The sequence below is a fragment of the Rossellomorea sp. DA94 genome (assembly GCF_029834455.1).
Taxonomy (GTDB): Bacteria; Bacillota; Bacilli; order Bacillales; family Bacillaceae_B; genus Rossellomorea; species Rossellomorea vietnamensis.
Map to the genome: position 1 here is coordinate 4,012,012 of NZ_CP122397.1, position 13,210 is coordinate 4,025,221.

Below are 13,210 nucleotides of genomic sequence, written 5' to 3' on the forward strand. Positions count from 1 at the left end.
GTTATTCCCCTTCTTTCTCAAAAGCTTCTTTCATTTCATAGTAGGACTGCTTCAATCTCTCATGAGAGGCTGGCAGATCCCATGTATCCCAGGAGTATGGATAAAATTGTGCAGGATTGATGAACCCGTTCTCTCCCTGTGAAGGATATGAAAATACGTTTTCTCCATCGGTTTCATATAAACCAATCTTAATGGATTCAAGAGTGATTGAGCTTTGCAGGCCATTTCCTGACCAGATATCCCCCATCGCTTCCTTGAGACTTGGATCTTTTATGTTAAGAAGCTGCCAAGGTATACGGATTTCATATCGACCCGAATTGACACTGATATCCGTTAAAGAATCATACGCTTCATCCTGTGGGTTTGATGTTCCGAACTTGAGAATGCCGGTTTCATAGGATTGAAACGGTATCTTTTCCCCTTCTACGTCCAGTGATTTATTCAACGTCAACCGGATTGGATGATACGTCCCGTTGTTTTTCACGTTGGCATTTGTCTCTTCTTCTATCATGTTGAGCACATGCCCATATTGATAATGATGGGTGTCATAATAGCTGTCGATCCACAAACGCGCTTCCTTTGTTCCTTTTATGTGAAGAGCAAAGTCCACCCCTTTTGTGGAAACACCATTCACATCCGGAATCGTGGATTGACCCTGATTCCCTATCGTATCGAATAAAAGGTACGTGTCTTTCCCTTCTGAAATACGGTTCGAATCAATTCGGATATACACAAAACGTTCATCACTCGTTACATACATACTGTGTCCATCCTCATCAAAAGCAGGTTCGATCCCATTGAAGGCCCAATCCTCAGGTCTTCCGTCTACATGGATCATGCTGGATTTACTGGTTCCAGGATCAAAGCTCACCATTCCGAACTGCTGCTCATTCGTTTGGGCGTTTTGCCAGAACGGCCGTCTGTCCGGATTGTCATAGTCCATCGTGTTCCATGTTCGCTTGAACCACTCATCCTGCCAGGCAAAGACCATCCCCCCGGCCATTTTCTCTTCCACGATATCCTCGAATAACTTCCGGTCGATTGCACCTTGTTCTTGTTCTGAATGATGGCCCTGATCCATGCCGTAAATGTTTTTATGTGTCAGTCCCCTTGATCCCGGGACGCCGAATTCTGCTACGACTAATGGCATGGAGTGCGCCTTTTTCATGTCATGTAAATAGCCGGCGTAATTATTCTTTTCACCGCGATGATCGATATAATCAATATAACGCTGTTCATAGTTCAAAAAATCAGGGTAATACGGGTAAATATGATAGGAAGCGAATAAACCGGTTTTCAGTTTGTCGGTCCCCTTCATGACGTTCGGATCGACCGATACCATGTCTTCCTTCTCCAGGGGTTCACTCGGATGATCCAACAGATCGGTGGTCACCCAGTTTGTGAAGCTGACCGGCCTTTGCCACTGATACGTTTCGGTTTCATACTTGATCCCTTCATCCATTCTCTCTGTCAGCCATATTTCAAACGGCTGCGCCTCTTCCGTTTCAATGTATTCACCCTTGAAGTCCTGGAGTCCTTTATGTTTTTCATTTGTCGCAAGGACCACTTCGGGATCCCACTCGACCCCAAAGACCCACCCAAGAACATAAGGGGATATATCGTAGGTGTAAGATCCCGACGCATGGCCTTTTCGTTCGGGAATTTCAGCGTTTCCGTGAACGAGATCGATGGTCTTTTTAATTTCTGACGCAAATTCGTCTGTGTTTTCTTTTGCAAAGGCATCTTCAGACTGTAAGAAAATCTCTTCATTCACCCATACCCCGTGGAATAAATAAAGAGGCTCATCTGCCATCTGATTGTATTCGTAAAAGGCTTCATAAAATGCTGGAGGATGGATCGTGTAAATCCGGAGTGCATTGGCATTCATGGCTCCAATCTGCTTGAACCATCTCATATATTCCTCTTTTGAAATGGCGGTTTCACCTGGAAAGGAACCAGGCCTTGCGATTCCCATATTCACCCCTTTAATAAGGAGGTCTTCCCATTTTCCATCCTTCTTCACTTGAATATAGTCACGGCCGGTCTTCCCTGCAAGCTGCACACCATTTTCTTTCGTGGCTTCGACGGTTTCCTTTTTCTTATCGTCTCCACCCTTTTGGATATCCTCAAGGATCGCCTTCATCATCGGATTATAAGCCTTCCAGTAAAATTGGGAGGAGTCATCCGGTTTGGATGACCCTGTCCACTTTCTCCAAGAAGGAAATCCGACGGTTTGATACAAATCGGGTACATCTGCCTGATCTGCATAATCCCCACTGAAATAGTATGTGTCGTATTGACGGTTTTGTCCGTGCACGACAGCCGGGAACGTAACAGGAAGATCCAAGGCTTTCAACATGTCCTTTCCGCTCTTTGACAGTGACAGCGTATAGTTGGCGACGACCTCATCCGGGTTAATCGCTTCCACGATATCAAACCAGTAAGAATAAGGGGTGTTGATTTCTTCGCCGATTAACTCTTCACCACGAGGCGTAGTGGAAAAAACCACTCCCTTCTCCCCGATGTCTTCCTTATCCAACACGACCAGACGATCATTTTCGTCCACCAATACATACCCTGGACCTTTGAAGTGATAGGTTTTATCATACTGCTTCTCGTAGTTGTCCCTTACCCATTGAGGCACTTCGCTGTTTTCCAGTTCAGGGAAATACCTTCCGATCCAGCCCGACCATTCCAGATTGAATAGGGAATAGAACTTCCTCTGGTTTTCTTCCTCAGTAGGTTGGGCCATGGAATTGAACTCGGCGATCAATGTTTTCCCATCCTTCATCGCCATGTCTTTTAATGCGTCCATATCCTGATCGGTCAAGCCTCCGTATAGTTTAGTAGAGCGCTTGCCCGATACATTTTTATTATGAAACTCTTCTTCATACACCCCATATGTATCGGCTATGTAGACCGCATCATACTTCTCAGTGGATGAGGGAATATTTTTCACATCGAAGGTTTGATCCTTTTTCGGAACAAACCCAATATAATCTTTCTTCAGATCATACCGTTTCCCGTTTGATTGAACATATTTCTGTTGATTTAACAGCCACATAAGACCTTTGTGTTCACGATAAGTAGTATCCGGCACTGTTTTATCAATGACCAACACATCCAACTTCTGTTCCTTTTTCAGCTGCCACAGCCAAAAAGGGGCTGACACCAAAAGGACGATGCTTACGATGAACAAGAGAAACGAATAGGATTTCAGCTTTGTCATTTCGATACTCCTTTTCTCGCCATTTCTCCCCAACCCCTCTTCTTACGGATTACGTCCAAGATCCCTTCACATCTCCAGAATACGGTCAACGGACGGTACCATAATGTCTCGGTCAATGAATAGACGAAAAGTCTTCCGATATCGGTTGCTTTCGGGAACTTCCGGACGGACCATTCTTCCAGGAGGACAGCAGCCATGGACAACACCGACCCATAAAGGATGGATAACAAGAATAATAGAATGGCAAATTCCAGATACACCCCGCCCAGGAAAATGGAGAGGACCATGATGATGTACCCCATCAATTCAACAACCGGGCCAAAAAATTCAATGATCAAGAAATAGGGCATGGAAACCATCCCGATCGAGCCGTACTTCGGGTTGAACAGGAGCTTCCGGTGGATCCAGAGGCTTTCAAATAATCCCCGATGCCATCTGCTCCGTTGACGGCGTAAATATTTCAAGGATTCCGGTGCTTCTGTCCAGCTTACCGGATCCGGCACATAGACGATTTTTTTATCGGCTTTTTGTTCTTTTACATAACGGTGAAGCCTGACAACGAGCTCCATATCCTCTCCCACTGTATGAGAATATCCACCCGCATCGACGACCCAGCGTTTCGAGAATACGCCGAAAGCACCCGATACGATCAGGAGAAGATTATGACGGCTTAAGCCGATCCTTCCCATAAGGAATGCCCTTAAGTATTCGATCACCTGCATAATGACAAGGGGGGACCTAGACAAACCGACCTTCACGATTTCCCCGCTTTCGATTTCGCATCCATTTGCGATACGGATACTCCCTCCGGAGGCGATGACCTCTCCATCGGATTCGACGATCGGTTTCATCACTTTGAGGAAAGCGGTCCGTTCGAGAACCGAGTCTCCATCAATGGAGCAGAAATAAGGGAAGTTCGATACATTGATCCCGGCATTCAAAGCATCCGCCTTACCGCCGTTTTCCTTATCGATCACCAATAAATTTTTATAAAGCTTCGACTGATACACACCCTTCACCGGCTGTGTTTCCAGCTGCTGGCGAATCACCCATTTGATTTTTACCAACTGAAAGGTTTCTACGAGTTTCTCCATGGAATCATCCGTGGAGCCATCGTTCACGATGATGATTTCGTATTCGGGGTATTCAATGCTCAATAATGACCTTACCGTCGCCATGATGCCGACAGATTCATTGTAAGCGGGGACCAGTATGGAAACCGGCTTCGTCTGATGGAGGTGTAAAAGCTCTTCATACGGCTCCCACTCGTCGAGTCCATAGGTTTTCCTTAATTGAAAAAGGGAGATCACGAGGAGAATCGTATAAAACGAGACGACGAGAATCATATAAAGGAGAACGAACCATCCAATGGAAATCAAGATGCTCCCCCAATCTATCGCATTCATGAGACCGCCTCCCTTTCCAGCCACTGTTCGGCCATATCCCTTGCATACCCATCTTCCGCATACACGGCAATTTCCCTTAACACTGCTTCTCCATTTTCCAGCCTCAAAAGGGATTGAGCTGCCTGGGAGCGAACATAAAAGGACGGGTCGCTCATAAGTGCCTGTAAGGCAGGACTCAGCTCCGTGGAACGGATGTATTCACATGCTTTAATCGCCATCAGCCGCTCCTGCCATGAGTCTGCGCGTAAATGAACGGAAAGGGTCGGTATATCAAGGTAGAACTCCATCCCCACCACTGCCTTTAAAGCACGGATCCTGAGTTCAGAAGCACCCGTGTCCAGTAAACGCTTAAGGAACGAAACATGTTCCATTCGGTTTTTCACCCCGATCGAATCGATGATGGCAAACTTCATGACCTCAGGCAGTTCCTCAAAGGCAGAGACCAATGGCCGGAACTGATCTTCCCTGAACGAATGAAACAGGAGACTGTATTCAAACTCCGTCAACTCATACTTCGTGTCTTTCAGCCTTTCAACCAGATTCTTCTCACCAAACAGCACGGCGATTTTAAGCAGCTGCAATTCTTCTGCTTTGCTGACCTTTTTTGAACCGTGTAGTTTTTTTAACGGCTCCACCATACTCTTCATCTTAAAATCCTGTATCCAGTAAAGGGCGTTCATCCGGATACTCCATCTTCTGTGTCCAAGCTGAGACAGGATAAACGGTTGAAAGTGATCTTCTGCAAATCCTTGTAAACGTTCCTGTATGTCTTCCGAGGCAAACATTTTTGAAAAACCTGCAAGTAACTCGACAAGCGCCCTTGTCTGCAGGGGAGAACGTACCGTTAACCCCTCTGCCTCCCCTCCTTCTTGCAGGAAGTGAAAGAGTGGCAACTGATATTTATCTTTCAATTGATCAATCTGCTTTCGATTTTTATTATCGTTCACTTTTTTGATCATCAAATACAGACAAAGTCCCGATAATACCACCAGCAGACCGACCAGCACAACAGTAAAATAAAAAAGTTCCCGGGAGTACACTTTATCTCATCCTTCTTAGCATTTGACCTAAACGGGCCTCAAGCTCCAGTAGTTTAAATGGTTTCGTCATATAGTCATCGGCTCCGAGCTGAAGGGATCTGGAAATGTCCCTTTCACTTTTCCGGGAGGTAAGCATGAGTACTTTGTAGCGATCCGAATCACTTCTTGAGCGAATCTGCTCCAGTACTTCCAGGCCGTCCATCTTCGGCATCACCCCGTCCAAAATCACGAGACAAGGATTTCCCTCATGCCAATCCGAGCCTATAAAAGCAGCCCCGTCTTTAAATGTGTGAATATCATACTGAATATGCTCCTCTGCTGGCAGTTTCGACACGATATCCTTCATCACCGTCCGAATGATCGGGTCATCATCGACAATCGAAATCTTCATGATTTTGTGAGGGGTATGCTCCCTTGCCTTCCCATCCATCTTCACGAGATTCCTGCCGCTGCTTTTCGCCTCATAAAGGGCATTATCCGCAAGCTTAAGCCATGTATCAAATGGCTTAGTAGGATCAGCGATTTCTGCCACGCCTGCCGAAAAGGTACACGAAAAGGCGGGATTTTCCTGGAACACCACTTGACTGAACCTCTTACGTATATCATCGGCAAATGAGCACGCTTCTTTTATAGATGTATGAGGGAACAGGATGACAAACTCTTCGCCCCCAAAGCGAAAAACCGTGTCCTGAATCCTCGTTTCGGACTTGAGGAGTGAGGCAAATTCCTTCAGCACCCGATCTCCCATCAGGTGTCCGTACCGGTCGTTCACCCCTTTGAAATGGTCCAGATCAAGGACGGCTACACAATAGGAATCACCCCTGCGAGCCCAGTCGCTTTGTACCTGCGCATACGCCTGACCCAAGTATTTACGGTTATAAACCAGTGTCAATTCATCGATCAGTACAAGCTCTTCCATTTGCTTCTTCCGTTCCATCTGCCTTTTCACCCGCACGGTGAACTCATCAAGTTCAAAGGGCTTGGCTATGAAATCATCCGCCCCCATCTGATAGCTTTTCATCCGGACTTCCTTACTGTTTTCCACACTTACCATGACCGTTGGAATGAACTGCTGTTTCAGCTTTTTCTTAAAAAAGTCCAGTACTTCGAATCCACTCGTCCCATCCATATGAATATCGATGATCGCACAGTCCGGCCTCACATCATAGTACGACATAATGGCCTTCTCGGGATTAGCGATAGGAACGACATACCACCCGATCTTCTCCAATTCCTCTTTCATGTACATGAGGAAAGACGTATCATCATCTATGAGTAACACAACAGGTTCTTCCCCATCCCTGCTTTGCTTGCCCGGGAATACCTCGATCGATTCCTCCTCATAGTGGTAGCAGTATTGAATGATTTCAAACAGTTCTTCCTTCACTTCTGAGATCGTCCACATACGCTCATCTTCTTCATTATGGTGGTCCATCAGTTCACGGGCGCTCTCCCCGATGTTATGTAAGCCCAGTACTGAGGCAGACCCCGCCATGGAGTGAATAAAGCGGTACACCTCTTCATGGGGGATGGAGGCTGCTGCCTCCCACTCTTCCAATTTTTTTCGAATATTATTAAAGAAATGCTTTGTGTATTTTTCCATATGGCATCGTCTTCCTTTGTTGGACTTCTCGAAATTCATGTAATGATTTTTCACAAACTCATTTTATTATACTCTCGTATTCTCTCGTTTAATAGGTGAGGAATGGAAATATTATGTGTCTATTTCTCCATTTTTTACGCATCCTGAAAAGTTCAATGTAACAAAAAAAGAAGATGACATCCATCTTCAATGTGAAATAAATGGAAAAAAGGTTCGAAAGAATTAGTTGATTGTATCATGACTAGAACCGGAAAAACCCCATTAAATAAGCCGATGACCACTCCCTGGTCATCGGCTTATTGTGAAGTTGGTGTTACGCTTCTTTTTGAACGAATCCTTCAAGGGCTACAAGCGCTTCTTCTTCGTCGCTTCCATCCGCAACCAATGTGACGGCAGAGCCCGTGGAGATCGCCAGACTCATCAAGCCCATGATGCTTTTGGCATTGACCTTCTTCCCGTCCTTCTCTAAGAAAATTTCAGATGAGAAGCGGTTGGCCTCCTGTACGAATAATGCCGCCGGTCGCGCCTGAAGGCCCGTCTTCAATTTCACTTCTACTTGTTTTTCCACCATAATCATTTCTCTCCCCTTTGTCCTTAATTAGGTATTGAGCTTTTCTCCCGCTCGTAACTTGTCTGCCAGCTGATCGATTTTCCGCAAGCGGTGATTGATTCCTGATTTACTGATCGTGCCCCCTGACACCATTTCCCCCAGTTCTTTCAACGTGACATCCTGATAGTTCACTCGAAGCTCTGCTATCTCCCTTAGTTTATCGGGTAAAACCTGCAATCCTACATGCCTTTCGATAAACTTGATGTTTTCTACCTGTCTCAAGGCAGCACCGATGGTTTTATTCAAGTTAGCCGTCTCGCAATTCACCAGACGATTAACGGAATTCCTCATATCACGGACGATCCGTACATCCTCAAATCGGAGCAGGGCGTTGTGTGCCCCTATGATATTCAGGAACTCCGTGATCTTCTCCGCTTCCTTCAAATACGTAATGAAGCCTTTTTTCCGTTCAAGGGTCTTACTGTTCAAGCCAAAGGAATTCATCAGCTCGGACAACGCCTCGTTGTGTTCAGAATAAAGAGAAAAGATTTCTAAATGATACGATGATGTTTCCGGATTGTTGACCGATCCGCCAGCTAGGAACGCTCCCCGTAGGTACGAGCGCCTGCAGCATTTCTTCTTGATCAGGTCTTCCGCTATATTATGGATAAAGGTGAAATGTTCACCCAGTATTTTCAAGTCCTCGAGGATCATCTTTGTATCTTCTTTGATTCGTACAATGTACACATTGTTTTTCTTCAGCCGCATTTTCTTCCGTACCAGAAGCTCTACAGGGGTGTCGTACCCTTTTTTGATCAGTGTATAGATTCTTCTGGCAATGGCGGCGTTTTCGGTTTGAATATTGACGACGAGCATTTGATTCGAGAAGGACAATGAACCATTCATGCGAATCAATGCGGAAAGCTCTGCACTTGCACAGCAGTCCTTGACTTCAATATTGGTCAGTTCTTTTTTTGTTTCAGACGCAAACGACATCCCCATCACCTCCTAGCAAACGCTTGCACAACCTTATACACAAGAAATTTTCGTTGTATATCAGTTGGTTGAATCTTTCAAATAAGAATAAATAATATCCGCGACCTTCTCTGTGTTATGACGAACGAGATGATTGTCATAGGAAAGGATCTCTTCTGCAATCACTTCCAAGCCCATGGATTTTAATTTATCCACATCGAAATGAACGGGGCTCGCCTGCTCTTCATTATATCTTTCCTGTACCTCTTTTGGCACCTGTTTCTTGTTTACCAAGATATAATCAATGCTCGGGGTTTCCAGATGATCGTATAACGCCTTCACGTGGTCGCTTGCTGAATAATCCAGGGTCTCCCCTGCCTGGGTCATGATATTGCAAATATACATCTTTTTGGCTTCCGCTTGGCATACGGCTTCGCCAATTCCGGGAACAAGAAGATTCGGTAAGATACTAGTATATAGGCTTCCCGGTCCCATCACAATTAAATCGGCTTCTTTGATGGCCCGCAAGGTTTCACCTAATGCCTTGATGCTGTCCGGCTTCAGAAAGACACGCTTGATTTTCTTTCCGGCTTTCGGAATGGCGGATTCCCCCGTCACGATCGTTCCATCTTCCATTTCAGCCTTCAGGATGACACTTTGATTCGCCGACGGAAGCACCTTGCCCTTCACATTCAACACCCTGCTCATTTCCTGGATTGCATGGACAAAGTCCCCTGTAATAGAAGCAAGGGCTGCAATGATCAAGTTCCCGAGGGCATGACCGGAAAGTTCATTCGTCGTTTCAAAACGATGCTGAAACATTTGTTCAACCAGTGGCTCTACTTCAGAAAGGGCAGCAAGGACATTCCGTATATCTCCCGGAGGCGGAATATCCAAACTGTCCCGCAAACGGCCGGAACTGCCACCGTCATCTGCGACGGTGACGATGGCCGATATATCAATCGGGTGTCGCTTCAATCCCCTGAGGAGGACCGGCAGGCCGGTCCCTCCCCCGATCACGACGACCTTGGGTGTATGTGTCATGTTGTTAGACCCTTTCTCTTCTGAATGTCTCGATGAGAAATTTTTGTTTGATAGTCTTTTTCAAAATGATGTCCAAGATACTCTGCCAGCGCAACGGAACGATGCTGTCCGCCTGTACATCCGATGGCCACGACAAGCTGACTTTTGCCTTCACGCTTGTATTGGGGAAGCATGAACGAGAGTAAATCGGTTACCTTTTCGATGAATTTATTCGTCTCATTCCATTTCAACACATAGGTCGATACCTCTTCATCCAATCCCGTTTTCGGTCTCATATGATCGATATAATGGGGGTTTGGAAGGAAGCGCACATCAAACACCAGATCGGCATCGATGGGAATACCGTGTTTGAAACCGAAGGATACGACGTTCACCGTAAAGATCGTTTTCTTGTTCACCGAGAATTCCGTTAAAATCTTTTCCCTAAGTTCTCTTGGCTTCATGGTGGAAGTATTGTAGATCAGCTGGGCACGCCCCTTTAATTCCTCGAGCAGCTCCCTTTCCTGTCGGATGCCTTCAAGAGGCAGGCCTGATGGCGCCAATGGATGGGAACGGCGTGTTTCCTTGTACCGTCTGACCAGGGATGAATCATCTGCGTCAAGGTAAAGGATCTGAGGTGATACCCATGACGTTTCCGCCAGTTCATCCAATGCTTTAAATAGATGATCGAAGAATTCCCTTCCCCTGAGGTCCATGACAAGGGCGACCTTATTCATTTTATTACCGGACTCTTTCATCAGTTCCAAAAATTTTGGAAGAAGAGTGGGCGGCAGATTGTCCACACAGAAGAATCCTAAATCCTCAAAGCTTTGAATGGCAACGGTTTTGCCAGCTCCGGACATACCCGTTATGATGACCAATTGAACATCGTTTGTCGAACCTGTACTCATGCTCTTCCCCCGCTTTTATCGTAATATTCTATATATAAAGTTCGTTGTTTAACTTGGATCCAGTCGATAAGATAATAATGTAAAATCAGGAGTATAGGTGAATGTCCCATAAATCGTATTCTTTCCGTGCAATAGATAATCCAGAATATGATAATCTCCTTCAGCCATCGGCAAGTTCTTGATGTCTTCAATCGGATGCCATTTAATCTTACCTTCTGCTGATTCCTGAAGATTGACTCCATCCGCCTCTGTTGCGAAAAAAGAAAACATCATCCACTCCGAAACGATTTGATCACCGTCTTTAATAATGAACGTAAAGACGCCTTTCAAATCAGGATTCTTTAAATAAATGCCCGTTTCCTCACGATATTCCCGGATGACGGCATCCCTGATCGATTCACCGGACTCCATCTTCCCGCCCGGGGCGACCCACCAGTTCCTTCTTGGCTTTTGGAGAAGGAGCACTTTGTCCCCATCCAGATATAAACAATTTGTGACACGTTGCACTACCTTCACCTCAATCTTGATGATTCGGGAGCGATGCATCAGTCCCGATTACAGTCAACTTCATTCCTTACATTATACTATGATTGCAGACAAGCTACAATGTCTCCGCCTGCAGGAAACCGTGTCGATTATCATCGAAAGATATTGGGACAGGTTTTGACATGTTGGGGAGTCTGCAAATGATTGGTACAGGTATACCCCACACACTATAACAGAAAAAAAAGCAAAAAAAATAGACACAGGCGATTCCTGTGTCATCTACGGGATTTATTACTTAAAAGGGGGTCAATTTCTTATTATCTATATTACCCGAAAATTGTTTCACTAGTGTTACAACAGATTTAAAACGGTATTACGGAATTGTTAATGTTACAAACGTGGTTTCGCAAATCATCCCGAATTCCCACGAATCCTGTAAAACTAAGGTTAAAAGTCATAATTCTTCATGATTTGACCTGCGATTAATTCGTATCCTTTCCCATTAGGATGGAGGGAATCATGGAAATAGTTATCCTTGGACTTACCTTTGAATAATGGATTGGTTGATACGAATTTCACATTTTCATGTTTTTCTGCTTCCTTCTTTATCGACTTATTCCAATTATCCACGTATGCTTCAATTTTATCGCTGTCTTTGTCAGGGTACGGGTTATACAACCCCAACACGATGATATCCGCTTTTTTGCTCGCTGTCCCGGTAATATTCAGGATCTTATCAAGATGATCGAGATAGTCCTTTTTCGCATCCATGATCTCATCATGGTGCAAAGGGAACAAGTCTCCACCATTGTTCTTTATTAAATCATTGGTTCCAATATTGATGATATATACATCCGCTTCACTCAAATCCTCGGCAACCTCGGGCTTTACGATTTGTGCGAGTAATTGATCCGACTGCTGTCCCGGTATTCCTAGGTTTTGGAAGTTATACACCTTTTTCGTTTGTTCTTTGTTTACTTTCTCTTCTAACCGCCCAATGTATCCTGCTTCCTTCTTATCACCATAGCCGTAAGTGAGGGAATCCCCCAATGCAATCACCCGCTTCTTTGAAGATGACTCTGTCTCATCTGCAAAAAAACTGAAGTAGACGATGGGAATAAGAGCAAACAGTATGACAACCCCTGCGATTTTTAACATTTTCATTCATGATCCGACCTTCCGATATAAACTGAGATGACTTTCATAATAGTCGTTATTCCCTGTTGGAGGGGTTATAACCCTGTTTATTTTTGGAAGATCGGCCGGAGATATTCACATGGACAGTTCTCCAGACATCCAGAGGTCCGTCCCTCATCACTTTTTCTGAACCCCAAACTGTGCATTCAGCTGGCCTTTGATCATTTTTTTCTTCGCTTCTTTTCTCTCTTTTATGGTGAGTTCATGTTTGATTTCTTTCGTCGTGACCCCTTCTTCACGCTGGTCGGCGATATCCATCAATCGTTCCACATCGGAAAAGGAGTATTTTCGATATCCCCTGTTGGAGCGCTGTGGGAAAATCAGATTCTTCTCTTCGTAATATCGGATCTTCCTCTCGGTCAACCCCGTCAATTCGCTCACGACTCCAATAGAAATCACTTTCTTATCTTTATAGGAAGGTTCATTATCCACGGCTGCCTCATCCTCCTAAGCAGGGAATATCTTGATTATACATGCCCTTCCAGGGGTTTTGGGTTTTTATGTTAGAAAACCTTACAAAGAATTCTAAATTGGTAGAAAACTTAACAAACCAAAAGACTTTCCCGAATGATCCCCTTAGACTAACCTTAAGAATCCAAAAGGAGTGAACACGCATGCCATTTTTACGTGAAGCCGTTGAACAGCAGAGACAGCAATTTATTCGTCGGTTGGTAGAAGCTGGTGTTTACAAGCCATGTGATGAAGGATTGAAGAAATTGACCCTGTCGGAGTTGGTGTATGTGTTTAACAAGCATAAGAAGAATTGAACAATAAAAAAAGCCTGACGAGA

Annotated in this window: 12 protein-coding genes; 1 reads left to right on the plus strand and 11 read right to left on the minus strand. The window is 44.9% G+C overall.

The window, feature by feature from the left end:
• Window position 1: 1 nt before the first annotated feature.
• The 11 genes from P8596_RS20870 to P8596_RS20920 form a co-directional block, all read right to left on the minus strand.
• On the minus strand, window positions 2-3,229 hold the full coding sequence (locus P8596_RS20870) for a hypothetical protein (RefSeq protein ID WP_279724932.1): 3,228 nt from the start codon (window positions 3,227-3,229) through the stop codon (window positions 2-4).
• Window positions 3,226-4,635, minus strand: a complete 1,410-nt coding sequence (locus P8596_RS20875; protein WP_279724933.1) for a glycosyltransferase family 2 protein — start codon at window positions 4,633-4,635, stop codon at window positions 3,226-3,228. The genes P8596_RS20870 and P8596_RS20875 overlap by 4 nt, the downstream gene beginning before the upstream one ends.
• Window positions 4,632-5,675: a HEAT repeat domain-containing protein gene (locus tag P8596_RS20880; protein ID WP_279724934.1), complete on the minus strand. Its 1,044-nt coding sequence runs from the start codon at window positions 5,673-5,675 to the stop codon at window positions 4,632-4,634. The genes P8596_RS20875 and P8596_RS20880 overlap by 4 nt, the downstream gene beginning before the upstream one ends.
• A gap of 1 nt (window position 5,676) precedes the next feature.
• Entirely contained in the window at window positions 5,677-7,278 is a 1,602-nt protein-coding gene (locus P8596_RS20885) for a GGDEF domain-containing response regulator (RefSeq protein WP_279724935.1), read from the minus strand.
• A 313-nt stretch (window positions 7,279-7,591) separates the two neighbouring features.
• The gene (locus tag P8596_RS20890) at window positions 7,592-7,849 is read right to left on the minus strand and encodes an HPr family phosphocarrier protein (RefSeq protein WP_034764237.1); all 258 of its coding nucleotides are present in this window, start codon (window positions 7,847-7,849) and stop codon (window positions 7,592-7,594) included.
• Window positions 7,850-7,876: 27 nt separating this feature from the next.
• The gene (gene whiA, locus P8596_RS20895) at window positions 7,877-8,824 is read right to left on the minus strand and encodes a DNA-binding protein WhiA (protein ID WP_034764240.1); all 948 of its coding nucleotides are present in this window, start codon (window positions 8,822-8,824) and stop codon (window positions 7,877-7,879) included.
• Between the two features lie 60 nt (window positions 8,825-8,884).
• Complete coding sequence (locus P8596_RS20900; RefSeq protein WP_034764243.1) at window positions 8,885-9,847, minus strand: gluconeogenesis factor YvcK family protein; 963 nt, start codon at window positions 9,845-9,847, stop codon at window positions 8,885-8,887.
• Window positions 9,844-10,737: an RNase adapter RapZ gene (rapZ, locus tag P8596_RS20905; protein ID WP_034764245.1), complete on the minus strand. Its 894-nt coding sequence runs from the start codon at window positions 10,735-10,737 to the stop codon at window positions 9,844-9,846. Before rapZ ends, P8596_RS20900 begins: the two co-directional genes overlap by 4 nt.
• Window positions 10,738-10,785: 48 nt before the next feature.
• Entirely contained in the window at window positions 10,786-11,244 is a 459-nt protein-coding gene (locus P8596_RS20910) for an 8-oxo-dGTP diphosphatase (RefSeq protein ID WP_229594805.1), read from the minus strand.
• Between the two features lie 426 nt (window positions 11,245-11,670).
• Window positions 11,671-12,387 (minus strand): GDSL-type esterase/lipase family protein, encoded by a 717-nt coding sequence (locus P8596_RS20915; protein ID WP_279724936.1) that lies wholly within the window; start codon window positions 12,385-12,387, stop codon window positions 11,671-11,673.
• Between the two features lie 150 nt (window positions 12,388-12,537).
• The gene (locus tag P8596_RS20920; protein WP_034764248.1) at window positions 12,538-12,852 is read right to left on the minus strand and encodes a MerR family transcriptional regulator; all 315 of its coding nucleotides are present in this window, start codon (window positions 12,850-12,852) and stop codon (window positions 12,538-12,540) included.
• A gap of 182 nt (window positions 12,853-13,034) precedes the next feature.
• On the opposite strand from P8596_RS20920, the gene P8596_RS20925 reads away from it, so the two are divergent.
• On the plus strand, window positions 13,035-13,187 hold the full coding sequence (locus P8596_RS20925; RefSeq protein WP_079532243.1) for a Fur-regulated basic protein FbpA: 153 nt from the start codon (window positions 13,035-13,037) through the stop codon (window positions 13,185-13,187).
• Window positions 13,188-13,210 lie beyond the last annotated feature (23 nt).

Bases quoted from the DNA above. Each gene is read 5' to 3' on its own strand.
- P8596_RS20890 (WP_034764237.1), bottom strand. From the start codon at position 7,849: ATGGTGGAAAAACAAGTAGAAGTGAAATTGAAGACGGGCCTTCAGGCG.
- P8596_RS20870 (WP_279724932.1), bottom strand. From the start codon at position 3,229: ATGACAAAGCTGAAATCCTATTCGTTTCTCTTGTTCATCGTAAGCATC.
- P8596_RS20885 (WP_279724935.1), bottom strand. From the start codon at position 7,278: ATGGAAAAATACACAAAGCATTTCTTTAATAATATTCGAAAAAAATTG.
- rapZ (WP_034764245.1), bottom strand. From the start codon at position 10,737: ATGAGTACAGGTTCGACAAACGATGTTCAATTGGTCATCATAACGGGT.
- P8596_RS20900 (WP_034764243.1), bottom strand. From the start codon at position 9,847: ATGACACATACACCCAAGGTCGTCGTGATCGGGGGAGGGACCGGCCTG.
- P8596_RS20925 (WP_079532243.1), top strand. From the start codon at position 13,035: ATGCCATTTTTACGTGAAGCCGTTGAACAGCAGAGACAGCAATTTATT.
- P8596_RS20875 (WP_279724933.1), bottom strand. From the start codon at position 4,635: ATGAATGCGATAGATTGGGGGAGCATCTTGATTTCCATTGGATGGTTC.
- P8596_RS20915 (WP_279724936.1), bottom strand. From the start codon at position 12,387: ATGAAAATGTTAAAAATCGCAGGGGTTGTCATACTGTTTGCTCTTATT.
- whiA (WP_034764240.1), bottom strand. From the start codon at position 8,824: ATGTCGTTTGCGTCTGAAACAAAAAAAGAACTGACCAATATTGAAGTC.